Origin of the sequence: Nostoc sp. (assembly GCF_036919895.1) — a bacterium.
In the GTDB taxonomy this organism is placed as follows: domain Bacteria; phylum Cyanobacteriota; class Cyanobacteriia; order Cyanobacteriales; family Nostocaceae; genus Nostoc.
In genome coordinates this window covers 108,618-134,574 of the sequence record NZ_JBALBW010000007.1, presented here as the reverse complement: position 1 = coordinate 134,574, position 25,957 = coordinate 108,618, and the positions used below count along the sequence as shown (strand labels likewise).

General features: G+C 42.3%; 18 protein-coding genes and 1 pseudogene. 2 read left to right on the top strand and 17 right to left on the bottom strand.

Annotation, left to right across the window (positions count from 1 at the left end; genetic code table 11):
• Positions 1-292: 292 nt before the first annotated feature.
• Positions 293-991, top strand: a complete 699-nt coding sequence (locus tag V7K55_RS01470) for a TetR/AcrR family transcriptional regulator (RefSeq protein ID WP_334827438.1) — start codon at positions 293-295, stop codon at positions 989-991.
• Positions 992-1,072: 81 nt separating this feature from the next.
• Here the strand turns inward: V7K55_RS01470 and V7K55_RS01465 are convergent, their stop codons facing one another.
• From V7K55_RS01465 to yidD, 7 genes and pseudogenes are all read right to left on the bottom strand, one after another.
• A complete protein-coding gene (locus tag V7K55_RS01465; protein ID WP_334827436.1) occupies positions 1,073-1,753 on the bottom strand; it encodes a peptidoglycan-binding protein in 681 nt (226 codons plus the stop codon).
• Between the two features lie 595 nt (positions 1,754-2,348).
• A complete protein-coding gene (locus V7K55_RS01460; RefSeq protein WP_334827434.1) occupies positions 2,349-3,362 on the bottom strand; it encodes a zinc-dependent alcohol dehydrogenase family protein in 1,014 nt (337 codons plus the stop codon).
• Positions 3,363-3,631: 269 nt separating this feature from the next.
• Positions 3,632-6,898, bottom strand: a complete 3,267-nt coding sequence (nrdJ, locus tag V7K55_RS01455) for a ribonucleoside-triphosphate reductase, adenosylcobalamin-dependent (RefSeq protein ID WP_334827432.1) — start codon at positions 6,896-6,898, stop codon at positions 3,632-3,634.
• Between the two features lie 362 nt (positions 6,899-7,260).
• Complete coding sequence (locus V7K55_RS01450; protein WP_334827430.1) at positions 7,261-7,485, bottom strand: hypothetical protein; 225 nt, start codon at positions 7,483-7,485, stop codon at positions 7,261-7,263.
• Between the two features lie 166 nt (positions 7,486-7,651).
• A pseudogene (locus tag V7K55_RS27425) lies at positions 7,652-7,843 on the bottom strand (ribonucleoside-triphosphate reductase); the annotation flags it as partial.
• Between the two features lie 393 nt (positions 7,844-8,236).
• Positions 8,237-9,253: a sulfate/molybdate ABC transporter ATP-binding protein gene (locus V7K55_RS01440; protein ID WP_334827424.1), complete on the bottom strand. Its 1,017-nt coding sequence runs from the start codon at positions 9,251-9,253 to the stop codon at positions 8,237-8,239.
• A gap of 94 nt (positions 9,254-9,347) precedes the next feature.
• Positions 9,348-9,872, bottom strand: a complete 525-nt coding sequence (yidD, locus tag V7K55_RS01435) for a membrane protein insertion efficiency factor YidD (RefSeq protein ID WP_334827422.1) — start codon at positions 9,870-9,872, stop codon at positions 9,348-9,350.
• 178 nt (positions 9,873-10,050) lie between these two features.
• Between yidD and chlP the strand changes: the two genes are divergently transcribed.
• Positions 10,051-11,271 (top strand): geranylgeranyl reductase, encoded by a 1,221-nt coding sequence (gene chlP, locus V7K55_RS01430; protein WP_334827420.1) that lies wholly within the window; start codon positions 10,051-10,053, stop codon positions 11,269-11,271.
• A gap of 295 nt (positions 11,272-11,566) precedes the next feature.
• Here chlP and V7K55_RS01425 read toward each other — a convergent pair whose 3' ends face one another.
• The 10 genes from V7K55_RS01425 to V7K55_RS01380 all read right to left on the bottom strand — a co-directional run bounded on the left by V7K55_RS01425 (position 11,567) and on the right by V7K55_RS01380 (position 25,930).
• Complete coding sequence (locus tag V7K55_RS01425) at positions 11,567-12,175, bottom strand: TetR/AcrR family transcriptional regulator (protein WP_334827418.1); 609 nt, start codon at positions 12,173-12,175, stop codon at positions 11,567-11,569.
• Positions 12,176-12,297: 122 nt separating this feature from the next.
• A complete protein-coding gene (locus V7K55_RS01420; protein ID WP_334827417.1) occupies positions 12,298-12,882 on the bottom strand; it encodes a GNAT family N-acetyltransferase in 585 nt (194 codons plus the stop codon).
• Between the two features lie 264 nt (positions 12,883-13,146).
• Entirely contained in the window at positions 13,147-16,257 is a 3,111-nt protein-coding gene (locus V7K55_RS01415; RefSeq protein WP_334827415.1) for an efflux RND transporter permease subunit, read from the bottom strand.
• 91 nt (positions 16,258-16,348) lie between these two features.
• Entirely contained in the window at positions 16,349-17,329 is a 981-nt protein-coding gene (locus V7K55_RS01410; RefSeq protein ID WP_334827413.1) for a HEAT repeat domain-containing protein, read from the bottom strand.
• Between the two features lie 179 nt (positions 17,330-17,508).
• Positions 17,509-17,832, bottom strand: coding sequence for a DUF433 domain-containing protein (locus V7K55_RS01405; RefSeq protein WP_334827410.1), 324 nt, complete (start codon positions 17,830-17,832; stop codon positions 17,509-17,511).
• Between the two features lie 86 nt (positions 17,833-17,918).
• A complete protein-coding gene (locus tag V7K55_RS01400) occupies positions 17,919-21,041 on the bottom strand; it encodes an efflux RND transporter permease subunit (RefSeq protein ID WP_334827408.1) in 3,123 nt (1,040 codons plus the stop codon).
• Positions 21,038-22,558 (bottom strand): efflux RND transporter periplasmic adaptor subunit, encoded by a 1,521-nt coding sequence (locus tag V7K55_RS01395; RefSeq protein WP_334827406.1) that lies wholly within the window; start codon positions 22,556-22,558, stop codon positions 21,038-21,040. Before V7K55_RS01395 ends, V7K55_RS01400 begins: the two co-directional genes overlap by 4 nt.
• Positions 22,559-22,715: 157 nt before the next feature.
• A complete protein-coding gene (locus tag V7K55_RS01390) occupies positions 22,716-23,678 on the bottom strand; it encodes an RNA polymerase sigma factor, RpoD/SigA family (RefSeq protein WP_334827404.1) in 963 nt (320 codons plus the stop codon).
• Positions 23,679-23,698: 20 nt separating this feature from the next.
• On the bottom strand, positions 23,699-24,604 hold the full coding sequence (locus V7K55_RS01385; RefSeq protein ID WP_334827402.1) for a hypothetical protein: 906 nt from the start codon (positions 24,602-24,604) through the stop codon (positions 23,699-23,701).
• A 45-nt stretch (positions 24,605-24,649) separates the two neighbouring features.
• Positions 24,650-25,930, bottom strand: a complete 1,281-nt coding sequence (locus V7K55_RS01380; protein ID WP_334827400.1) for a S41 family peptidase — start codon at positions 25,928-25,930, stop codon at positions 24,650-24,652.
• Positions 25,931-25,957 lie beyond the last annotated feature (27 nt).

Below are 25,957 nucleotides of genomic sequence, written 5' to 3'. Positions count from 1 at the left end.
TCGCTAGATGCGTTAGCAAAAGGTAACGAAATATTGAAACTTAAAAATTGTAACCAAGCTGGTATCGCCTGTCCTACATCTGAATGTCAATTTGGATAATTTAAGTCTTGTCTGCAATGGACGAACGGACTGTACCAGGCATTTGCTCGGCTAAGTTTGGCTACTGCATGGATAAATCAGGCAATTAACTAATTTTTTAGTTAGTAAATATTAATTTAATAAATTTCATCTTCTATGTCAACTACTAACCAATTTTTTAGTTAATATATTTTGGTTATGATGATGGAGCAACGTGGGTCGTTCAACTGAGTCAAAATTCTCATCTAAAAAGCCGCGTCAGGTGCGCGATGCAGAGGCGACGAAAAAGCAAATTCTCGATGCGGCGGAAGCGGAGTTTGCCAGAAATGGACTTCAAGGGGCGCGGACAGAGGCGATCGCTAGAGGTGCAGGTGTTACCACAGCGATGATTTACTACTACTTCCAGAGCAAAGAAGGGCTATACCAAGCTGTTCTGCAACGTCCGGCGGTGGAGATGCACGAAGGGTTTGAGCAGCTAAATCTGGATCGGTTCCCACCAGAGGAAGCCTTGAAGATGCTTGTCAAAGGAGCGATCGCTTACGAAGCCGCTCACCCGTACAGAGGAATGCTTTGGTTTCAAGAAGCAAACCAAAATCAGGGAAAGTATTTCAAACAGGGGAATTGGCAAGAAAATTTTAGCTATCTCATAAATATTTTAGAGCGGGGAATGGCGGAAGGTTGTTTCCGTCAGATCGATCCATTTCTCACCACTCTGCATATTATTGGGGTTTGTAATATGTACTTCAACGCCTATGAAAATATCAAACATACTAGACCCGATTTGCAACTGCTGAGTCCAGAAATGATTGAGCAGCATACTCAAGCAGCAGTTAATTTCATTTTGGCTGGTGTGCAAGCAATCAAAGTTAACAATATATCAAAGGAAAGCAATGCGAACAGCGATGATAGGTAAAAAACTCTTATACATTACTGACTTTTTTGGCTGTTGTCGCTGTCCGGTTATTGCAATTACGAGTGAAATTCTGCCTAACTTCTAAATACCCAGAGCTACTCTAGTTTCAGGCCCCACTACACCATCTACAAGTAGACCTTTACTTGCTTGAAAACTTCGGACTTGGTTAACAGTTTCTTGACCGTAAATTCCATCAACCCTGAGATTACCTAAAGCTGTCTGAACGTCTCTCACAAGCTGACCTCTAGAACCAGGAGTAAGAATCACTGAACCCCCAACGCCACCAGGACTACCAGTAGGACTATTTATAGCAGGATTGTTAAGTTTATCACCAACCCATCGAGCAAAAACGTATCTACCTGTAGTAAGTCTAGCAAAACCGTTTTCATATCTTTCAATCGCTGGAAGGGTTGCGCCATTTGATACACAATCCACATAAGAGTAGTTAGTGCTTGGGCCTGTACGGATACGTAAACAACTACCGTTAGTCTTTACATAAGCAGCCGAACTCATTTGAATTTGGGCAGCAGCAATAAGTAATACACCAACACCAGCTAAAGCCAACCAAGCTGAAGATTTAAGAAGTTTTTGCCAATTAAATTTAGATTTGCTGATTCCAGATGCCTGTTTTTTAGTAATAACTATGTCAGAAGATTTCAGAGGTGTTTCCGCATTTAATTTAGATTTAAGCGGATTATATTTGGTCTTTCCAGATGCCTCTTCCTGAGCAATAAACATGTGAGAATAAGCAAGATATTCCATAATGCACCCTTTTATATGAAAAAATGAGTACTCACAGAGAACGACTAGGTTGTTCTCTGTATTTATTCTTAGTATATTTTATATCAGCAGCCTTTTAAAAGGTTTTTACTAGTAATTAAATTAAGAAAAAATAAATAAAATTAACCTGAGTTCGATGAACCTTAGCCTGTCTTGAACTAAAGTCCTTTATATAAGCCGTCGGATTTACATTAAAATCAGTCAAAAAATTTCAAGGAAATTTAGTTAAAGCTTTCTCTAGACAGACTTCTCCGTTGTGCATCCAAAATTGCTTATTATATCCAACTTCCGCAGTTGAGCCATCTTTCATAGTGGTGACTAGCTCAAATTTAAAGCATCAAAAGTATTACAATCATCTCAGCAAATATTTTAATGTTTCAATATAGATTTTATTTTTTTGTTACTTAAGTTACATTGCTCTGGATATGAGCATCGGTGAAAGCGATCGCAGCCATAGCCTTGAGCGATATGCTAAATTCGCTGCTCCTACTCTCGCTGCTGTTTAAATGTAATGAATAATTATGTTTCAAGTGGGAATTTAAAGACTAATTGAAACATATAATTAAATTATTTAAAATTACGAATTACTTATTACAATTTTACCAAAGTGAGCCGCACTTTTGAGATAATGATAAGCTTCTCGTGCTTCAGAAAAAGGGAAAAATCGATCAATAATTGGTTTGATTTGATGCTGTTGCATCGCCTGATTCATCGCCTCAAACATTTCCCGACTGCCAACATAAATGCCCTGAACTGTTAAACTTTTAAAAAGTATCGGCATGGGGTCAATTTCACTTCCTCTACCTGACAATACGCCAATCAAACTAATCCGTCCCCCAATGCGGACTGCTTGTAATGATTTTGGTAGAGTTCCTGTACCGCCTACTTCAATTACATGATCTACACCTGTGCAATTCGTTAATTGGTAAACTTGCTTTTCCCAATCTGGTGTTGTTTTGTAGTTAATTGTTTCATCAGCACCAAGCTGTTTTGCTCGTGCTAATTTTTCATCACTACTAGAAGTAATAATCGCTCTAGCACCATGTATCTTGGCAAACTGGAGAGCAAAAATCGAAACTCCCCCAGTACCGAGTAATAAAACAGTATTACCTGCGCCAATATTGCCTTTTGTCACCAGTCCATGCCAAGCTGTGACTGCTGCACAGGGTAAAGTTGCCCCTTCAATGTAGGATAAATAGTCAGGCAATATTACCAAGCCATCTTGGTGTAATACGACATACTCAGCCAGCATTCCATCGATACCGCCTCCGAGATCGGATTTCATTTTCTCTTTGGTTAAAGAGCCATAAATCCAGCTTTGGAAGAAAATACCAGCCACGCGATCGCCTATTTTCACCCGTGTCACACCTTCCCCTACCGCCACAACTTCCCCCGCACCGTCAGATAGGGGAATTAACGGATATTTCTGTCCAGCGCCGTAAGCCCCCTCAGCAACGAGCAAATCGCGGTAATTTAGGGATGTTGCTTTGACTTGAATGAGAACTTGTCCCGCAGTTGGTTTTGGTTCAGGGCGATCGACTAATGCGATCGCATCAATACCGCCATTGCTTTGAATTTCGTAAGCTTTCATTGTGTTAACCGAACCGTATTGACTGAGGGAGGGTAAAGGGGAAGCAATAAAAAAGCAGTGGTTAAATATTGTATAAATTGTATAAAACCACTGCTTTTTATTGTAATAGGTAAATATTGCCTAATCCGGTTCAGTTAAGGCTAAAACCCTTTGTTAAAGTTAGTTTTTTTACGAACCACAGAGACGCAGAGTACACAGAGAGAAGAAAAAACGCTTAACTGAACTGTATTGAAATATTGCCTATCCTAAGCTGATGTTATTTCGCCTTATCAGCTTGGTTGCTGATCGGGAAACATACATTTATCAGAATCGCAACCACTAGGGCCAGCCTCTGACATTTCGCCTAAATCGTAGCGGCTTAAGACTGCACAGAAATCATCTGTTTTCCGCCGTGCTTTTACCTCTTGATTTAAGCGATCGTAGGTTGCTTTGTCTATTGGTTCAAATGGCAAACGGGGGAATGATTGCAAATCGTCAAAACGAGCTAAAAGGGCTGCTGAAATATATCCTTCATCATTCTGAATGGTTTCGTATATCTTCTGTCCTAAAGGTTCGATTTCATCAGAACGCAGTTCCAAAGTAGCTGATGTATTATGAGTTACATACCAGCGTTGAACCTGGAGAACAAAATCAAATTGAGCTAAGACTGAAAACTTAGAAACATCAATTTCATCAGCCCCTGGTAAATCAGCCCAAGTTACAGAAACAGGGATTTCTACTAACCACTCACTCACCCGTGAATCAAAGGGATCGTTAAGTAAATTTCCCTGTTCATCTTTGTCTGATTGAGAGGGAATGACATTGTAACCGTAGTCAATACAAGCTAAGGCTACAGGGTCATTTTTGCCGAAGGTGATGCGGCGAATAAATCTTTGAGCTTTGGGGGGATGCCATCCTGAGCTAGCATTAGTTAACAAAGCCTTAGTACCACTGGGTTGGACGGTGGTAGAGCGATTTGGACGTTTGAGATTGTGGCGATCGCAATAATCCCAAACCACCCGATGTACAATATCTTTCCAAGAACTGAGATATTTTTCTTCCTCATGTTTGAAAGCTAATCCTTGTGGAGTTGCAGGTCTTCCGGCTTCCCACCAGCGCAGCCAATCAACACCAAAAGCATGAACAAAGAAATCAAATAAACCTGTAAAAGAAACTCCTACAATCGGATCTAATTCACGGCTGTATTGATAGCGTGGTTCCAGGAATTTGTGATTTAAAAGTGCTGCTACAGATAACGCCCCAGCAGTGAAAGCTTCTTCTTGTTCTTTGTAGTTACGTGGATCGATTTGATTAAGGTGAACCTCTGACAAATTGCAGTTACCAGTTAGGGTATTACCAAATACTCCTTTGTGATGTTCCGGTTCATTGAAGCAATAAGTATCGTGTAAACCTGGTAATTCTTCCACACCTCTAACTATTTGCCATTTACCTTTGTGTTTGGCATCACACCCTTTGCTTACATCCAAACGCTGACAAGGAATTTGTCCACAGTCAGTAATTTGCAAGTAATACAAATCTTGACTGCGAACACCATAGTTAGTGACTGACCCTTTGTGAGCGCAGAGATTTAAAGAAGAACGGATACCGCATTTAGTTAGTAATAACTGCACTCGATATGCACGTTCGTAATCAGAGATGTAAATCCTAATGCCATTGCTATGTGTATTTGTGCCATCTGTATCCGCTAAACCAGCGATAAAGTGCAAAATTGCTTGGCGATTCCAACTAGCAATTACATTCAGTGACTCTGGATTTGTTTTTAAACTCTTTAAAAATTCTCCAGAAAAACCTAAGTCTGTTACATCTGTAAAAGTCGGTAAGTAGTCATAATTTCTTTCAGGAGACTTACTTCCGATTACAGATAAAGCTGCTTTCTGTTTATAGAGTCTAACTTTGGCATTACCATTTTGGTCTGTAGTTCCATCTCCTACAGCTATTCCCAAAGTATAGGCATAATTTGGATCGATGTTTAATCCATCTTCATGCTGAATAGTAAAAGGCTCAGTATGAATGGCATATCTACTAACATCCATCAAATCTTTGGTTTGCACTTCTTTGTATTCTTTATCAAATCTATCTTTCACAAAGAAGCGATGATATTCGGTTGCATCTAAGTAAGTACCATCTGCAAATTTGACTCGATACAGCTTGCGTTCGCTACCAGTTTTAAATGGTGTTACTTGGCTCCATTTTTGACCATTCCAAATCTCAATTTCACTTCTGATAACATCTTTGATTTTATGTATTCCATCTCTAGTGATAAGTAAAGTATTACCACTCACACAATGGAAGTTAGCGCCTATGATCTCACCACACGGATTTAAAGCATATCGCTGCAAACGATGTTCTAGCTCATTAGCATCAAGATTGGAATGGCATTCTTTTAACCACTCTTTTGCTGTTCCTTGTTCATAAGCTTGTAAAAACTCAACTTTCAAAGCTTGTGTTGGTAGCAAATCAATGTTCGATCGCGCGACGGCTTCACCAGCCCATTGAATCGCTCCCTCGCCACTATAATACTGTTTACGGACAGCATTCAGACATTCTTCTAAGGTTGGTTTGCGGTGAAAAACTCTGGTATGGTTTGCCATCCTAAGTGCATCACGTTCTGGATCGATTCGCCAATTGCCACTTTCATCTTGCTGCCATAAGTTATCTTTGGCAGTGGCTCCTTGTTGATCGTCAGCAATAAACTGACGCATCCCCGCACTTCTACGTATATTACCAGCAACAATTGTGACAGCGCCCTGATCGATTAATAGACAGCATTCAACTGAATTTAATTGTCGTCCTAAAGCTTTATTGAGAATAGATGCACAACGCTGATAAAGCCCAGGCAATTTTACAGGATTAGCGACTCCTCCAAAGCCGTTGAGAGTTTCTCCGGCTTTTCGGACATCACTGATATCAACTAATACTTCAACTTCTGCTGAAAATTGTTCATTAGTGGAGAGTTCTAATAGGGTTTGATATGATTCAACCCAACCTTCACGGCTATCTCCAACGTGAATAGTGACATTATTGCCTTCTATATGAGTTTCAGTATATTCACGTCGTAATTGCACAGGAGTGCTGCCAATTTCACCTTTTACAGTGATATTCAGTTGATTACGGATGGGGGGCAACTGGTTAATAAATTGTGGTTCTAGGACGGCTCCAGTCCCACAGCCCATCATTGCCAAATCCATCATTAATCCGAAGGCACTCCAGTCTTGGAGATTGGTAGAGGTGCAATTATAAGCGCCGGAAAAGTTTTTGGGCTTGGTTATCCAGTCTGTACCACCAACCCATAACCAGCGTCCACTGGGCATAGCTTTCAAGTTGCGTTGCATCTTATCGAGTGTGGCAGCTTCCTCTTGAGTGAGCTTTCCTAACTCGACTAAGCCGAGGAGAGTGCGATCGCATACCTCATCCCATGTTTCCCTTAGTCCTGCCTTTGTGCGGCGGCTATAGGTTCTAAAAAATACGGGATTTGCAGCTGGTGCTGTTTCGGGAAACTTGGCACTCTGACGTTTTCTTTCTAGCTCTCGAACCATATATTAAGTGTCTTGCGTTCTTGTTGCGTGCGGACAGATTATGACTATACGCCAAGTAGTTTGAGTATTAAAGATTGTCAAATTAACCACTTTACGCTAGCTCTACCCCGCACTAATTACAACATAAATTTATAATGTATAATGTCCTTCACCCTTGGGTAGAAGATATATAAATAGTTTTAATTAACACATATTCAGTGATGAGTAAATTATTTCTATATCGTATGAACTCCCCCGTACATGCAAAAAAACACCGCACAATCGGATCAACATTGATACCTTATTTTAGCCAAAACACCCCCTATAACTAGCGACCGCTCAGAAAAGGGCAGGCATCATAAACCTGCCCTAGCAGAGGTAGGTTATTTCATTTGTTGATCAGATGGTGTACAACTTCCTTTTGTAAGTTGCAACTCAAAAGGGCTAAGTTGAACGTGCAGACTCCCACAACTGGGCCCTGCCAACAGTCCCAAAGCCGGGAGGGTTATTCCCAAAGCAGTCACCAAACCAATAATAACGTTAACAGTAATGGGTTTTGGAAGTTTATTCCAGAAGGGTTGCTCTGGGGCTGTTCTTTCTGTCTTCATTGGTTTAATCTTTAAATGGGGTTGGATAGTACATGGAACTTTATGTTTCATCGTTGTTCAGTCCCTTATCTATGTTTTTGAACTTAGGAGCCAGTCTGGGAGCCTGAGAAACACCAGACTGACTCTGCTTATTTATGTAGGCTGATTTTCCCGCAGTAACAGTTGGTAAGAAGTTAGCTTGTTTTGCTACAAGCTTTCCATGCAGACACTGTAGAGTGCGATCGCATACCTCATCCCATGTTTCCCTTAGTCCTGCCTTTGTGCGGCGGCTATAGGTTCTAAAAAATACGGGATTTGCAGCCGGTGCTGTTTCGGGAAACTTTGCACTCTGGCGTTTTATTTCTAGCTCTCGAACCATATATTAAGTGTCTTGCGTTCTTGTTGCGTGCGGACAGATTATGACTATACGCCAAGTAGTTTTAGTATTAAAGATTGTCAAATTGACCACTTTGCGCTAGCTCTAGTCCGTAATATTTTCAACATAAATTGATGATGTATAATGTCTCTCACGCTTGGGTAGGAGATATAGACTAGGTTTTAATTAGCACACGTTAGATTATAAGTAAATTATCTTGATTATGGAATTATTTTTAAACGGCTGCATGTCACATCTATTGGATTTAATTGGAGATAATTTCAGTATTATGAAATGATCCTCCCTCTCGTTCATGTAAAATTAAAACTCCTAGGGAATAGCTGAATGACGCAGCGATTAACTAGGAGTTTCGACTATTGGGAAATTGGCAAAAGTCTAAATTGAATAAGACATTGGGAAGGACTTCGCATCCTTTGGCTTCACATATACGCGCTGTTGTGGTTCTAAATCTAAATCATTAAAGCGATCGCGTGTTAAATGCGCCATCACCACTTGCCCATCATCAAAAGTTAATTCTACCTGAATTTCCCAACCCAAATGTATCAACCGGCTCACTGTGGCAGCCGTAGTAGCACCGTTGGCAACCTTTTCAAAAATTACATCTTGCGGACGCAAAAATACTTGTGGATGTGGTGCATCAAACTTGCTACCTTGAAAAATCTTCGAGGTGCTGGGTAATACATTTACCGGGCCGATGAAGCTCATCACAAATGCAGTGGCAGGATTATCATAAATTTCTGCTGGTGTTCCCACCTGTTCCACGCGCCCTTTATTCATGACCACTACTTCATCGGAGACTTCCATTGCTTCCTCTTGGTCGTGGGTAACAAAAACCGTGGTAACATGAACCTCATCATGGAGGCGGCGTAACCATGCCCGCAAATCTTTACGGACTTTCGCATCAAGTGCGCCAAAAGGTTCATCTAGCAGTAATACTTCCGGTTCTACTGCCAACGCCCTTGCTAATGCTACCCGTTGTCTTTGACCACCGGAAAGTTGTGATGGATAGCGATCGCCTAATCCAGTCAATTGCACCAATTCTAGTAACTGTTCAACCTTTCCCTTAATCTTCTTTGGCTGTGCCTTGCGAATTTCTAAGCCAAAGGCAATATTCTGCCTGACAGTCAAATGCTTAAATAGAGCATAGTGCTGAAACACAAAGCCAATATTGCGCTGCTGCACGCTTTGGTATGTAGCATCTTTACCAGTAAGCAGGATTTTGCCGCTATCAGGCATTTCTAAACCTGAAATTAACCGTAGTAGCGTAGATTTACCCGATCCCGATGGCCCAAGCAACGCAACTAGCGAACCACTCTTAATTTCTAGGCTAACCTCATCAACTGCCTTGAAACTCCCGAATTGTTTGGAGACGTTTTCAACTACTATGCCCACTGGTGCTATACCTCTGCAACTAAATCTACAGATCCTTGGTAGGATTACCGTGTCTTACATATACCATACATTGTTATTTATAGATGAACAAGATTTAGCTACCGCAACTGCCACAATCGAGGAAGCTACAATCAGCACCACTGCAATCTAAAGAACCACAATCGGGGAAACCACAATCAGGAGTCATACTAACCACCTCGGCACAATTGCAGCCCAAATCAACACAATCAAAACATTCAGTATTATTGCTGCTAACAAATGAGGATTTTTGACCAACTTTACCAGATGCTTGTTGCCTTTGCCGCGTTTCTGCTGGCTCCTCAGTGGATTCTTCTGAATTCTCGATTTGCATAGACACGTAGCGGCAAGCTGCTGCGCGTCTACGCAAAATTTGGTTAGCTTGCTTACAAGCTTGAAATCGTTCACGAGAATTGACAAAGGCTACTTTTAACCCTTCCTTAGCAATTACCTGCTTGAAGTACCCAGAGCAAGATTCGCCACCATATAGTATTCTGTGGGCACAAGCAAAACCTTTGTGTGGGGAAATATGCTTTTGATATCCGCTAATTGCGGTAGCACTAACTTGTCTAGTAAAAGAATCGAACAAGGAAATCTGCATATTTGGGGACTGGGGACTAGGTAATATTCTTCATTTTTCCCAATTCCCAATGCCCCAATTCGTATCGAAACATTAAGGAATATTGCATTTAAGCAGAAACCTGAAGGTAAACCGCCAAATCACCAGAAAGACCGTGGTAGTATGCTCTCGGTAAATGTGAAGATTGGGAGAAAGACCTTTGACACTACGGGTTGCTGTTATTGGGTCAGGCCCTGCTGGTTCATCTGCCGCAGAAACACTGGCAGCCTCTGGGATTGAAACCTACCTGTTTGAGCGGAAGCTAGACAATGCAAAGCCTTGTGGGGGTGCAATTCCCCTCTGTATGGTGAGTGAATTTGACTTACCACCAGAGATTATCGATCGCCGTGTCAGGAAGATGAAAATGATTTCGCCTTCTAATCGGGAGGTTGATATCAATCTGGTAAATGAAGATGAATATATAGGAATGTGCCGCCGGGAAGTGCTAGATGGCTTTTTGCGCGATCGCGCGGCAAAAGTAGGTGCAAATTTAATTAATGCTACTGTTCATAAACTCGATATACCAGGAAACAATACCGATCCCTATACCATCCATTACGTTGACCATACAGAAGGGATATCCCAGGGTATTGCCAAAACCCTGAAGGTGGATTTAATCATTGGGGCAGATGGGGCTAATTCCCGCGTTGCTAAAGAAATGGACGCTGGGGATTACAATTATGCGATCGCTTTCCAAGAGCGAATTCGCTTACCCGAAGACAAAATGGCCTACTACAACGACCTCGCCGAAATGTATGTCGGTGATGACGTTTCTACCGATTTCTACGCTTGGGTTTTCCCCAAACATGACCACGTAGCTGTCGGTACTGGTACGATGCACGTCAATAAAGCCAGCATCAAACAATTACAAGCTGGTATCCGCGCCCGTGCTTCCGAAAAACTGGCTGGCGGTAAAATCATCAAAGTCGAAGCCCACCCCATTCCCGAACATCCCCGTCCTCGTCGTGTTGTTGGTCGCATCGCTTTGGTGGGAGATGCTGCTGGTTATGTTACCAAATCCTCTGGTGAAGGTATTTATTTTGCCGCTAAATCTGGACGGATGTGTGCCGAAACCATTGTAGAAACATCTAATAGTGGTAGCCGTATTCCTACAGAAGGCGACCTCAAGGTTTACCTGAAGCGTTGGGATAAAAGATATGGACTCACTTACAAAGTGCTGGACATTCTGCAAAATGTATTCTATCGTTCCAACGCTACCCGCGAAGCGTTTGTGGAAATGTGCGATGACCTTGATGTACAACGGCTAACATTCGATAGCTATCTGTATAAAACGGTTGTCCCAGCTAATCCCATTACCCAATTGAAAATTACTGCCAAAACCATTGGTAGTCTAATTCGGGGTAATGCTCTTGCACCTTAATTGAGCGCAAAGCACTGGGAATTCCAACAAATAAATTACTCAATTTTGTGGGGTAGGCATCTTGCACGCTTATTAATCAGGGCGGGCGAGACGCTTACCCCAAAAAATACAGGTTTTGAGGTAAGAGGTAGAAACATCTTTATATCTGATTTTGAGTCAGGCATTTTGTACCTGACTTACTTGCAAACTGGTGTATATCAATACTTATAATCCTTTGCACAGAATTAAACGGCGATCGCACGTTGGAAAATAGTTATAGATAGTCGGGATGATTACAGCCGCATTCACAACTAACTCAGAGGGGAATTGCACTGATACCGCGCCCAAAAATCTCTACACAGGTTTCTATATAGTCTTTACAGCTATAGCTGTCTTGATTGAATTTTGCACTGCGGCATAGCATTCCAGCTAACAGCATTCCTGTAAACATATCGACTGCTGGAAATGGATCGAGGTCGGCTCTGACAATGCCTCGTTTCTGACCCGATTGTAGGTAAGCTACCAGCTTTTCTCTTAAAGGCTTGGCAGCTTCTTGAATAACTTGTTTGGCCGCCTCTGGATGACGTTTCGCTTCTCCAATAAAGGTACGAATTAAGTCTTCCTGTGCCTCTAGCATCGTATTGTAAAGATTGGCATACTTTCCTAAATCAATTTTTAAATCCTGCGTCCACGCTTCAGGGTGGGCAAGGGCTTCCGTCTGGAGTGCCAAGGCATTTTTGATGACTGCTCCCAAAAGTTGTTCTTTACTAGCAAAATGGCGAAACAAAGTGACCTCATTCACACCAGCAACACGAGCTATTTCACGAGTAGTTGCTCCTTGAACACCTAAAGTAGCAAATACCTGCGAAGCGGCTTCTATCAAACGTGTACGGGTAAGAGTTGATGAACGGATAGTTTTATTCATTTATGCTGGCAAGTACTTACTTACATCATAAATTATGTAAAGAAAGCGATCGCAACTTGGGTAAAAATTAATCTTGATACCAGCATTTTTAAAGTTAGTGAAAATCTTGTATCGGCTCAAATTTACTTTGGTACTTTAGCTAATGTTTTACTCATTTTAGTAACTGGGACAAATACCCCACTTCCTAAATAATGAGGTGCCCTTTGGATGGCAGTAAATCCCAGCCGTAAATAAAATCCTTCAGCATAAAGACTAGCAGTTGTAATTACCTTATCTATACCTTGCTCAATTGCTTCATCGCAAAAATGTTGAACTAAAGCCCGCCCAACTCCTTTACCTTGATATTTAGGATGGACATACAGCCCGATAAGTTCATCAACTATAAAACTAGCAAAACCTATGACAACATCTCCCTCGATCGCAACCCAGCAAGTCTCCACTTTGATACTTTTCAAGATATTTGAACCATCAGGTTTTTCGCGGTAATTACGCCAAGTTAAAAGTTCTTTTTCGGTGTAAAAAGTTGCAGGTAGAGCTTTAATAGCAGCAATATGAGTTGCAATCAGTACCCAGGCATCTGTTTCCTGAGCAGGTCGAAGAGATATTTCGTTAACACTCATAGATTCAGGGCTAGCATTCAGATTACATACCTGATTGACTTTCCGATCCAATCCTTTACTGAGATTAGCAGTTTGCAATTGAGTCACATAGCATTTCCAGGCTAGTAAGACTACAGTTTACACACAAGTCTTGCCGCAGCCATATATTTATTAATAAATCTCGAACTGCTTTATATCCCGCCTCGGAATGAATTCCGAGGTGGAATGTCGGTGAGTATTAGAGGGCAATACGGTTCACTTAAGCCTCTCTGCGTCCTTTGCGTCCTTTGTGGTTCGTTAAAAAAAATGACTTTGGTAAAAAGTTTTAGCCTTAACTGAACTGTATTGTATTAGAGGGGCTAATTTCCCTTGCTACGTTTTGAAGAAAAAGCGGTAAGACTTCGGTTGTCCAAGCTTTTTCCGCAATGCTTCCATATAAATGTAAAATACCGGAGTTAGATAGAGAGTCAATATCTGAGAGAACACCAATCCACCAACGATCGCAATTCCCAAAGGCCGACGCGCTTCAGAACCGACTCCTGTCCCCAAAGCAATGGGAAGTGTCCCAATTAAAGCTGCCATCGTCGTCATCATAATTGGCCGGAAACGAGTCAAACAAGCGGCATAGATGGCATCAAAGGAATTTTTACCTTCCTTGCGTTGTGCTTCAATGGCAAAATCTACCAACATAATCCCGTTTTTCTTGACGATACCCACTAGCAGGATGATGCCGATAAAAGAGTAAAGGTTTAAATCAACCTGGAAAATCAGCAGCGTCAATAATGCGCCAAAACCCGCCGAAGGTAAACCGGAAAGAATGGTAATCGGGTGAATGAAATCCTCATAGAGGATACCAAGAATTAGATAGATGACTAGAATAGACACCAGCAACAGCACGCCTAAATCATTGAAAGACTGTTGAAAGGTTTGGGCTGAACCCTGAAAGCTGGGGGTAACTGTTGAAGGTAGTATCTCACTAGCTGCTTGCTTGATGGCTTCTGTCGCCTGACTGAGAGACGTTCCTGGGAGGGTGTCAAAAGAGATAGTTGAGGAGGGTAGTTGAGCAACGTGAGCGACAGTGAGAGGGCCGACATTCTGGGTGATATTTGCGATCGCACTCAGGGGAACAAGTTTCCCAGTACTCGATTGCACATATAACAGTGATAGGGCGCTAGGATCTCGTTGAAACTCCGGTTTCACTTCTAAGATTACATAAAATTGGTCATTTGGAGTATAGATAGTGGAAACCTGGCTAGAACCATAAGCAGCACTGAGGGTTTGTTCAACTTGTTGAGCGGTAACGCCAAGGGTTGCAGCTTTGTTGTGGTCAAATTTAACTTGGATTTGGGGAGTGCTGAGTTCTAAATCACTATCAACATCCCGGAGTCCTGGTAGGGTTTTGACTTTATCTACAAGTTTCGGAACGTATTGGCGCAAGTCTTGCAGATTTAAACTCTGCAACGTGAACTGATAAGTAGAATTAGTTTGTTGTCCACCGATGGGTATAGCTGGCGGAGAACGGAGGAATGTCTTAATCCCAGTTGTCCGCCTTAACTTGGGGGTTAGCTCTTGAATAATTTCGTCGGCGCTCAATTTTCGTTGAGAACGTGGCTTGAGCCGAATTGTAATTCGCCCGGAATTCACCGAGGCGTTAGGGCCACTTGCACCCACAATGGAATCAACTGCTTCAATATTGGGGTCTTTACGAATGATATCAACAACCTTTTGCTGGTGACGCAGCATATCATCAAAAGAAATATCTTGCGCTGCTTTCGTGTTTCCCATCAGTTGTCCAGTATCTTCCGTAGGAATAAAGCCTTTGGGAACGATGACGAACAAATAGACAGTCATTATCAGCAAAATACCAGAACCGATTAGTGTCATCAGACGGTATTTTAAAATCGGCTTGAGCGTCCAATCATATCCTTGGAGTAGTAAATCAAATGCCCGTTCTGAGACGCGATACACCAGATTTGGCCTTTGCTGATGGGATGAACTTAAGAAACGACTGCACAACATTGGGGTGAGACTGAGGGAAACAAAACCCGAAACCAAAATTGCCACTGCGATCGTTACAGCAAATTCATGAAATAATTTACCGATGATTCCACTCATAAACATGATGGGGATGAACACCGCCACCAGGGAGAGAGTCATTGACAAAATGGTAAAGCTGATTTCCTTTGAACCCTTCAATGCTGCGTTTAGGGGAGATTCGCCCATTTCTCGATAACGGACGATATTTTCTAACACCACGATCGCATCATCTACGACAAAGCCCACAGAAAGGGTCAACGCCATGAGGGAGATGTTGTTTAAGGAGAAGCCGGATAGATACATTACCGCAAAAGTGCCAATGATGGCTACAGGTAGCGCCAAACTGGGAATTAGCGTTGCAGTTGTATCGCGCAAGAATAAGAAAATAACTAAGACAACTAGACAAACTGACAAAACTAAGGTAAATTTTACATCGTTGACAGAGGCTCGGATAGTTTGGGAGCGATCGTACATAATTCCCATCTCAATGGATTTGGGAACTTGTTCGCGGAGTGTAGGTAAAAGTTTCTGGATGCCATCAACAATATTTACAGTATTCGCTCCCGGCTGCGGTTGTACAGCGAGAACAACCGAATGCCGATTTGTTACTTTGTCGTCGCTATACAAATTTGAGACTTTGTTATTTTGTTCGCTATCAATTACGTCCCCCAAATCCTGGAGTCGCACGGGCGCACCATTTTTATAAGTTACAATTAGCTGGCGATAGCCGGCAGCGTCGGTAAGTTGACCGTTCGCTTGAATTGTATAACTTTTGTAAGTGCCAGAAAGACTGCCGGTTGGTAAGTTGACATTTCCCTGTTGAATAGCAGTTTTTACCTGATTTAGACCGATTCCCCTTGATGCCAACTCTCGCGGGTCAAGCTGGACGCGGACTGCATATTGCTGTTGACCATAGACCTGTACCTGAGCAACACCATCAATCATGGAGATTGGTTGACCAACTGTTACCTCTGCGTATTCATCTACTGTCGCAATTGGCTGTGTCTCAGAATACATATAGAGGTAGAGAATCGATGAGACAGAGGGGTTAACTTTGCGGTAAGTGGGCGGGTGAGGCATCCCGGCGGGTAGTTGTCCGGCGGCGGCGGAGATGGCTGCTTGCACATCTTTGGCGGCATCCTCAACTCTGCGGCTAAAGTCAAATTGCAGCGAGATTCTGGTGCTACCTGTTGAACTGGTGGAATTGAAGGAATTGAGTCCAGCAATTTCGGTGAATTGTCTTTCTAGGGGTGCGGCGACGGAAGATGCCATTGTTTCTGGGGTGGCACCTGGGAGACTAGCTGAGACAGAAATAAAAGGATATTCAACGTTAGGTAGGGCGCTGATGGGTAATAGTAAATAACTCATCAGACCGAAGATGAGGATACCGATCATTACCAAGGTGGTCATGACTGGACGACGGATGAAGGGTTCTGAAAGGTTCATGGGTTTTGTTATCCCAGAAATGTGGTAGCGGTGCGATCGCTAAATATAATTTCAACGCAAGTTTGATAAATATGTGATATCTACAACAATTTTATCTGTGATTTTTAAACATATCTAAAGCCTCCTGAACTGCTTCTTGAACAACTGGCTCTGGATCTTCTAAAAGCTGCGATACAAACTCTACAGCCTCAAATGCTTTGATTTTTGCTAAAGTAAATGCTGCCCTACTACGAACCGATTGTTCAGGGTGTTTAAGTCCTTGAATTAATGCATCTACTGCTCGCATTTCTTCTAGTACGAGTACTACTGAAAAGCCGTAACAATACTTTTCATCTTGTAACAGATTAAGAAGAATATTCACCACTTTAGTTTTTAGGCTACTTGACGGAATTTCCATTCCATAGTTATTAATCATATATAGATCGTTGTGAAGTATCCCTAAAGTTTCCCCAGAAGGCTTTTCAGTAGATATTTTCAGAAATCTTTCGAGAGCTAATTCTGTAATTCCTGAGTTGTGCTTTCGATATGCAGCAGCATACTTTTTCTCATCTTTCTCTATGTAACCTTTACGACCAATGAACAATCCCCCAGTCTCATAGGATTCTGCTAGGGTCAACATCATAGCTGTTAAATTAGTATATCGCAGTGAAATTTCTACAATTTCGGAGATATGAACTACAGGAGAAGTTGTTTGTTTATCGTCCGTTGCAACAACTGCTAAAAACTCTATATCCGACATAAAAACTGGCAAGACTGGTTGACCTGCATACTTATACATCCGAGCTATTTCTTCATGTTCTTCTACCCAAGTTCTAGCCTCTTTTACTGCTGATTCTACATTTAAAAGAAACATATAATCAAATATCCAATCATCTGCATACTCATCTATTGGATATTCATTTGACCATTGATAAATCTCACTAACTTCTTTTGAGACTTTAAATGATAGTCTACTCAATAGAGTATCTATTTCTAATGGACTTAAACCTGATGCCAAGGATGCAATCTTTGCTGGATAATTTTTTTGAAACCAGTCATGAATTCGGTTTAATGCATTTTTAATATCCGACATAAGTGTTTAATTCTAATTCGTAATTAAGAAAATCAGATTTAGTCTCTATACGGTTCAGTTAAGGCTAAAAATTTTATTTTTTAACGAACCGCAAAGACGCAGAGGATGCAGAGAAAGGATAAATAGAGATAATTTTTGCGTCAGTTTTGGAATATTTCTTTATTTGGAAGTCCCTAAGATTATTGCTGGGCTAATAAGCGAGTACGAATTAAGCTCAAATCAGGTTGAATATTTGAAAGACGTTGATGAACAGATTCAGCTAACTGTTCACGTCGATTGAGGTATGCTTCCACAGCGTCTTGATGTCTAAGGTAGTAGCCAATAGTCAGGTATACATCAGATAATGACAAGGATGAGTAACGCTGAACAATCGACTTAGGCGATGCACCATCTTGAAAGGCACGAATCACTATTTCTAGCAAAACTCTTGTATTACCTACTCGAATTGTACCTGTTGCATCTTCACTTAGGGGAGGAATTTCTTTTTCTATTGCTAAAGTCATAGTGGTAATTTTTCCAATAACGCTAGTATCTAGATTTTAGTGTGCTGCTATTTTGTAATTCGTAAGGCTATATCGCTTGTTGAAAATCACGATCGCCCGCCTGTAAATGAGAACACCCGCCGGAACTTAACTCGACTGAGTTTGTTCCGCCATGATTCCATGTAGATATAAAACACAGGGGTTAAATACAGGGTTAATATCTGAGAAAACACCAGTCCGCCCACAACTGCAATCCCCAAAGGACGGCGGGATTCGGAACCAGCCCCAAATCCGATCGCTATGGGTAAGGTTCCCATTAATGCTGCCATTGTGGTCATCATAATCGGGCGAAAGCGCACTAAACAGGCTTGATAAATTGCCTCGGAGGGCTTTTTCAATTCTTCTCGCTGGGCAACAATAGCAAAATCTACCATCATGATGCCGTTTTTCTTAACGATGCCCACTAAGAGAATGATGCCGATGAAGGAGTAAACGTTGAGTTCAACGTGGAATATGATCAGCGTTAACAATGCCCCAAAACCTGCTGATGGCAAACCCGAAAGAATTGTAATTGGGTGAATGAAATCTTCGTAGAGAACACCCAGGATTAGATAAATTACGAGGATAGCGATCGCTAACAGTAAACCCAAACTCGGCAGCGAACTTTGAAATACCTGGCTTGCTCCCTGAAAGCTGGTGCTAATGCTAGCAGGAATCACCTCATCGATCAGTTTTTGAATCTCTTCGTTGGCATTTCCCAAGGACACACCGGGGGCGAGGTTAAAGGAAATGGTGGCGGCGTTCATCCGACCGTTATGATTGACCATTAACGGGCTGACTCCCTGAGACAGTTTAGCGAATGTCTTGAGAGGTACTGCTACTCCAGTGCTGGAGTTAATGTACAATGTCAACAAAGCATTGATATTTTCCTGATACTGGGGTGCTAATTCCAAAATTACCTGATACTCATTGGTTGCTGCATAGATGGTTGACACTTGGTAAGAACCGTAGGCACTTCTCAGGGTATTTTCAATTGTCTGGGCGGTAATTCCATAAGTTGAGGCTTTATCGCGGTCAATATCAATTTGAATTTTGGAAGCAAACTGTAAATTGCTGTTAACATCCTGGAGTTCTGTCAACGTCTTCATCTTGGTAACAAGTTGGGGAACATATTCTTGTAAGGGCTTGACATCCGAACTCTGGAGTGCAACTTGATAAAGTCCTGTACTTTGTTGAGCGCCAATGGGAATCGCTGGGGGATTTTGTAAGAATACTTGGATGCCGGGAACAGTGGCGAGTTGGGTTCGCAACTCTTGAATGATTTCATCGGCACTAAGCTGGCGCTGCGATCGCGGTTTTAATCGAATAAACAAACTCCCAGAATTGGCTGCAACTGCTGCCCCACCGCCACTAGCACTCGCTCCCGCCCCAATATTTGAGTTGACTGCATCGACATTTGGGTCTTGGCGAATCAGGTTAGCAACTGTCTGCTGATGCTGGACAAGATTATCAAAGGATGCATCTTCGGCTGCTTGGGTAATGCCTGTAATTTGTCCGGTATCTTCGCTAGGAATAAAGCCTTTGGGAACTATCACCAACAGTCCAACTGTTACCACCAAGAGAAAGGCAGATAAAATCATCGTGGTGCGGTGATATTTTAAGACTTTTTTCAGACTCCAATCGTACAAACCCAGGAAGCGATCGAAGACATATTCGGAAGCTTGATATAAGCGACTTTGATTAGCATGATCCACAGGACGCAGAAAACGGCTGCACAACATGGGAGTCAAACTCAAAGACACAAAACCAGAGACGAGAATTGCAACTGCGATCGTCACAGCAAATTCATGAAATAATCTTCCCAATACTTCACTCATGAACAACATGGGGATGAAGACTGCAACCAAGGAAAGGGTCATCGATAGGATGGTAAAACCAATTTCTCTCGACCCATTCAACGCCGCTTCTAGGGGACGTTCCCCCATTTCCATGTGACGGACGATATTTTCTAGCATAACGATCGCATCATCCACGACGAAGCCCACAGAAAGGGTCAACGCCATCAGTGACAGGTTATCTAGTGAGTAGTGCAGCAAATACATCACTGCAAAAGTGCCAATCAGCGAAACGGGTAATGCCAAACTGGGAATTACCGTTGCCGAGAGGTTCCGTAAAAAGATGAAAATTACTAAGATAACTAAACCAATGGTCAGAATTAAAGTAAATCTGACATCATCTACTGAATCTCGAATCGACTGAGACGCATCATAGAGAATCCCAATTTCCACTGATGCCGGAATCTGCGATCGCAAATTCGGCAACAATTTCTTAATTGTGTCTACGACTTCTACCGTATTGGTTCCGGGCTGTCTTTGAATGGTAAGAATAATGGCGCGAGTATTGTTATACCAGCTTGCAACTTTGTCGTTTTCTACGCTATCAATAATCCTACCCAGTTGATTAAGATAGATCGGCATTCCATCTTTATAAGACACAATCAACTGGCGATAAGCAGCCGCATCTTCAAGTTGCCCGTTAGTCTGGACTGTAAAATTCTTATGATTTCCCGAAAGACTACCGGTAGGTAAATTGACGTTGCCCTGTTGAATCGCCGTCGCCACCTGATCTAACCCAATTTGCCGCGCTGCCAATTGCTGCGGATCGAGTTGAATTCTAGCCGCATACTTTTGGGAACCGTAAACAGCTACCTGTGCAACCCCATTAATTGTAGAGAGCTTTTGCGCCAAATAAGTCTCAGCATAATTATCTACCTGGGAAAGGGGCAGAGTGGGAGAATCTAAATAAAGGTAAAGAATCGGTTGGTCTGCGGGGTTAACTTTGCTGTAAGTAGGAGGATTAGGTAAATCCGTTGCAATTTGCCCCGATGCTCCTGATATCGCTGATTCTACATCCTGCGCCGCATCATCAATATTGCGACTCAAGTTGAATTGCAGGGTAATTTGAGTCTGTCCCAGAGTGCTAGTTGAGTTGAGCGAATCAAGTCCAGCAATGCTAGAAAATTGCTTCTCTAAAGGACGCGCAACCGATGCTGCCATCGTTTCGGGGCTGGCTCCCGGTCGGGAGGCGCTTACCTGAATTGTGGGATAATCCACACTGGGTAAATCGCTGATTGGCAGCAACCGATAACTCATGAAACCGAAGATCAAAATTGCCGTCATCACCAGAGTTGTCATGATGGGGCGGCGGATAAATGGTTCTGAAAGGTTCATGAATCACCTCCGCCTGACTTACGGGAATGATTTCTTCTTGGCTGATTTGAGTCATTACCACCTTGGGAATTGCCGGCTGTTTTGACGCGGATTTTGCTACCAGTAACTAGATTTGCTTGCCCATCGGTAACAATTTTATCGCCCGGTTTCGGCCCTTTCTCAACCACATCTAGTCCGTTAATGGTGCTGCTAATTGTAACTGGCACATTTTCCACCGTCATATCTGGCTTGACTACAAAAACAAACTGACCATCCGGGCCATTTTGCACCGCTTGGCTGGGAACAACTGTTGCATTGGGTTGTTCAGTCAGCGTTAAAGTTGTATTCACAAATTGACCAGGAAACAAATGTCCTTGAGCGTTATCAAAATCGCCAATCAGTTGGATTGTCCCTGTAGTGTTATCGACCGTATTATTTACAAATGTCAAAGTACCTGGTGCGGGATGAGCTTGATCGTTGGGGAACGTCACATCTACCTTCAGCTTGCCATTCTGCATATACTTTTGTACTTGGGGCAGATTTGTTTCAGGAACGGAAAAAGCAACTTGAATCGGGTGAATTTGGGTCAGAGTCACAAGTGGAGTTGTGCTGTTAGCTTGCACCACATTCCCCTGATTCACCAGAATATTGCCAGCACGGCCATCAATGGGTGCATAAATTTTAGAGTAAGATAATTGCACTTTGGTATTGTCTAATGCTCCCTGGTCAGAACGGACAACAGCTTGAGCATTAGCGATCGCAGCTTGATCGCCCTTAACAACAGCTTGAGTATTAGTCAGCGCCACGCGATCGCTTTTTAAAACAGCTTCAGCATTTGCGATCGCTTCTTTATCTGCTTGCAGGGTTGCTGTGGCCGATTTACTGTTAGAAGCGTATTGCTGTGCTTGATCTAAACTGATCGCGCCCTTCTTATACAATGCACCATAGCGATCGCTCTGTCCTTTGGCAAATTCTGCTTGGGCTTGATCTTTCGCCAAAGTCGCCTGGGCTTGTCGTACCAGCGCTTGGTCTTTAATTAAAGTCGCCCTAGCTTGCTCAATTTGACCCAAATCTCTGGTTAATCCATCTCTAGCTTGTTGTACTGAGGCTTGGTCTTTGGCGACAGTTCCTTCAGATTGCTGGATTGCAGCAGCTTGCGATCGGTCATCCAGGGTAAACAAAAGTTGTCCCTTTTTCACATCTTGACCTTTCTTAAAATAAACTCCAATAATCCGTCCGCTAGCTTCAGGCGTAATCGATACCGTAGAACCCGATTGCACATTGCCGATCGCCTGCAATTGCACCGGAACGGTTTTTTGTGTCACCATTGCCACCGTTACAGGTGTTACTTGCTGTTTATTACGTCCAGATTTTCCAGTTTTCTCTGTCTTAGCTGCACCTGCATGGATACCAAAAATACCCAGCCCAGCCAGCAACAGCACGCCCAAAACCACCAAAATAATCTTTCTTGGCGATCGCGGTAACTTCGGTTTCACACTATTCTCAGTCAAACGCTCATTAACAATATCATTGTTCATCAGAACCTCCAGAGGATTTTAGTTTATTAAAAATAGAATTCAGCATCATAGGACTTACGCAAATATCTCTCAAACCTCATTTCTCCGTGTCCTCTGCGCCTCTGCGGTTCGTTATTCCCGACTAATTAATTCTGAATTCTGCTTTTTGCATTCCTTCTCAATATTTACTTAACTGCTGCTGTAGAATATTGAGAGCTTGTTTCTCTATCTGTCGGACTCGTTCTCGACTCATACCCATCCGCTGCCCAATCCGTTCTAGAGAAAGTTCATGTCCATCTCTTAAACCAAAGTGCAAATTTAATATTTCTTGTTGTTGGCGAGATAGATTTGATAATAAACTTTCAACCTCCTGATTGAAAAATTCCTCTGTGCTAGAGCTATTGGACGAATACCTAGAATCTTCTATTAAATCTTGTAATCTTATATCTTTTTCTGAGTTAACTCGAATATCTAGAGATATAGTTTGACGAGCCAAAAGGAGAAATTCTCGAATCTGACTCGGTTTTAAAGAAAGTGCATTACCAATTTCTGTACTGGTGGGAATGCGACCCAGTTTTTGAGATAACTCTCGCTGAACCCGCTTAATTTTATTTAGCTTTTCATTGATGTGAATAGGTAATCGAATAGTGCGTCCTTGCTGGGCGATCGCTCTGGTAATTCCTTGACGAATCCACCAGTAAACGTAAGTTGAAAATCTATATCCTAAAGCCGGATTGAATTTTTCAACCCCTCTTTCCAAACCCAATGTACCTTCTTGAATTAAGTCCAATAGCTCTAAGTTCCGTCTCTGATATTGCTTGGCAATCGACACCACAAGCCGGAGATTAGACGCGATCATTTTCTGCTTGGCTTTTTTCCCTTGATTTAATTGCTGAATTAGTTCCTGTTCGCTTAACTGCATCTGATTAGCCCATTCTGGCAGCGTGGGTGTACGGTTTAACTCAACAGCCAGTTTTTCTGATTCAGCAAGTATTCTCATCATCTGCTGAACTTGTTGGGCAAAAATAATTTCTTGTTCCTGGGTTAACAGAGGTATGCGTCCAATTTCTTGAAGATAGACCCGGACTGTATCAGTTGTAGCTTTACTAGGTTTATTCTCTATGAATGTTAAGTTACTCATACTGACTTAGCCTCCGTCTATTAATTAGGGTGTTTTGAATTAGGGAAAAACCGCAGATAGTGACTCGATGAGCCATAAAGACTTTTATAAAAAAACCAAGTATCAAGAACTAGCTCCAAAAGAGCAATCAACACCCAAATTGCTAGAGAAACAATTACAGGTAAACTGATATCGGGAAACTTCCTTTGCAAATCGATAATGCCAAATAACAGTAAAAAGACTAGGGAAATTCCTAAGAGAAAAGACAACTTTACAATCGCCAGAGTGAAACGGCTGATCTCCAAGATGCGATTGTAAAGTCGGGAAAATCCTTCTAGGATTTCTTCCATGTTATTGATGACAAGTAAAATTTGTTGCCGATGTAAGTCGGTAGCTAATGAACGTTGTTGCTGCACTTGCGTCCATTCATATTCATCCTTGAAATTATTTAAAAGCTTTTCTAAAGGCGTTTGAGAGCTAGTTTCCCAGATTGGGAAATCTTTTAAATGCAAGGGAACTAAATAGTTAATCAGTGCTATCAGAGTTGGCTCAAAATTACTAAGTTCGCCGGGAAGAGACTGAGTTAGACGAATAAGTTTGTCAATCTGAATCTGAAGTGTATGGTAGTCTTCATGTCGCCTTTGAGCGATTAACTGACTAGTAAAAGTCAGGAAAACAATTAATACCCCCAATAAAGCAGCTAAAGATTGAGATACAGCAGAAAAGAATTCAATCGCCACCTGTTTAGGCACTGTCAGCCAGGGCGCGTTTTCCCGCATAGAAAAAAGCAGGGCGATCGCAAATACAATCCCGACGATCGCTAACTGATGGCGGGTAATAGTAATTATGACTATCCGCACCAAGGGAGTGTTACTGAGTTTAACCAGGATTTGCAGACCTGGGACTGGTTCACACATTTGAAGTCGTTGGGCTTTGCGGGTTGACATGGTTGAAAGTGACGATAGTAGATGTTGTCAAAAGTATCCGTATACTTATTTACCATCCTGCAAACTCACATGATTAGCCCCCGACTGAATCAATTGGCTCAGGTTCTCAACAGCCTTAGCATACTGAGGATCGGCTAATGTCCCCAAGGTTTGGTTCTGCACTAAGGCTTTCTGTTGTGCCTCGGTTAATACAACGTTAATATCTGGTGCAATACCGACATGATTGATATCTCGACCTTTCGGTGTGTAGTATTTAGCGATCGTTAGTTTCAGCCCCGAACCATCCTCCAGAGGCTCTACAGATTGAACTAAACCTTTACCGAAGGTGCGAGTCCCTACTAATATGGCGCGGTTATCATCTTGCAGCGCTCCTGACAGAATTTCGCTGGCGCTAGCAGATCCCTTATCTACCAGTATCACTAAGGGTTTGTTGGTGAGAGGATGTCCCGTCGCATTGTAGCTATCTTTAACTTGGTCTCGATTTACCAAAGAGACGATCGCTCCTTGCTTCAACCACATACTGGCAATTTGCAAACTCGCATCCAGCAGTCCACCCGGATCGGAACGCAGATCCAAAACGTAGCCCTGCACCTGCTGTTTTTCTAATGCTTCTATTGCGCGATGCATCTCTGCGGGAGACGTTTCCGTAAACTGTGGTAAACGAATATAACCAATCTTACCCACTGGCGTTGTTTGCGTGTTGTAAGTTACAGGATAGATGGCAATATTGGCGCGAGTCAGGGTGAAAGTTTGCGATTGGCTAGCCCGTTGAATCGTGAGTACTACCTTGGTTCCCACCGGGCCCACAATCCGCTTAACGGCATCCTCTATTTTCATTCCCTGAGTTTTTTCACCGTTAATCTGGACAATTAAATCACCCGGCAAAATGCCCGCTTTAAAAGCAGGTGTTCCTTGAATCGGGGCTATAACAGTTAAGGCTTTAGTTTTTTCATTCTCTCCCAGTTCCAGCCCTACACCAGTGAGGTTGCCAGAAAGATTGCTATTTAGGGCTTTAAATTCTTGGGGATCGTAAAACTCAGTGTAGCGATCGCCTAATTTAGCCACCATTTCTTGAATTGCCCCATAAGCCTGTTTTTTAGAACTATATGAACGGCTAATATACTGCTGTCGAATTGCTTTCCAATCTTGATGATTAAAGCTGGTATCAACATAATTTTTATCTAGGATTTGCCACACCTCATTCACTAATTTTTGAGGACTAGTTTCGGTTTTACCTATAGCTTTGGAAGTGTAGAGACTAGTCCCTGCAAGGATTGCTGCAATAACGATGAGTTCTATCTTGACGATCAATTTTTGCTTAAACATGCTTTCACTATTAAAGAAGAATACAGG